Here is a 620-nt window from a genome sequence, read left to right as displayed (position 1 = left end):
TCCACACCCACGATCGGCGGCGGCTTTGGCTGAGCGGGCCACCACCGCGGCGGCGTCGAGGCGGGCGGCGATCCTCTTGGCTTCGGCCTCGACCCGGTCGTTGCCCCAGCCCGCCAACTCCGTGACCTCAGCGCACAGTTCGGCGTCCAACGCGCGGCGATGCTCGACGCTCAGGCAGGCGGATTGTTTGACGATCAGGGTGGCCCGCCACTCCGAGAGCACCCCCGACTCCAGCGCGGCCAGGGTGTGCGGCATCTCATGCACCAGGGCCTGAGCGAACCCGAGGTGCCGGTTCCCGCACGACGGGGCGTCATGGCGGGCCAACGCCACCTCCGACGCCAACCCCATGCCTCGTTTGCGGGCCGGCACCCCGGCTGCCTCCTCGGCAGCGCGGCGTTTGGCCGCCCACAACGCCGTCGCCCGCGCCTGGGCCGCCGCCGCCACACACTTCAGCTGTTCGAAACGTTCCACCGCGGCCCGCAGCGCAGCCTCACCCGCCCCCGGATCCACATCGAACAAACATGGCGCTCCTAGTGTTCTAGTGGGTGCCTTTTCGCTGTTCAGCGGTTCTTTTGGTTGAGACTCAAGCGTTCTCGGCGTGTTATTGCGCAGATGAGGGA

General features: G+C 68.9%; 1 pseudogene. It reads right to left on the bottom strand.

Features of this window, described 5'->3' with window-relative positions:
* A pseudogene (locus tag H7I57_RS05485) lies at positions 1 to 519 on the bottom strand (HNH endonuclease); the annotation flags it as partial.
* Between the last annotated feature and the right edge of the window lie 101 nt (positions 520 to 620).

The sequence above is a fragment of the Mycolicibacterium pyrenivorans genome (genome assembly GCF_025821625.1).
In the GTDB taxonomy this organism is placed as follows: Bacteria; Actinomycetota; Actinomycetes; order Mycobacteriales; family Mycobacteriaceae; genus Mycobacterium; species Mycobacterium pyrenivorans.
The sequence above is the reverse complement of the archived record's forward strand: the minus strand, read 5'-3'. Positions and strand labels throughout refer to the sequence as shown.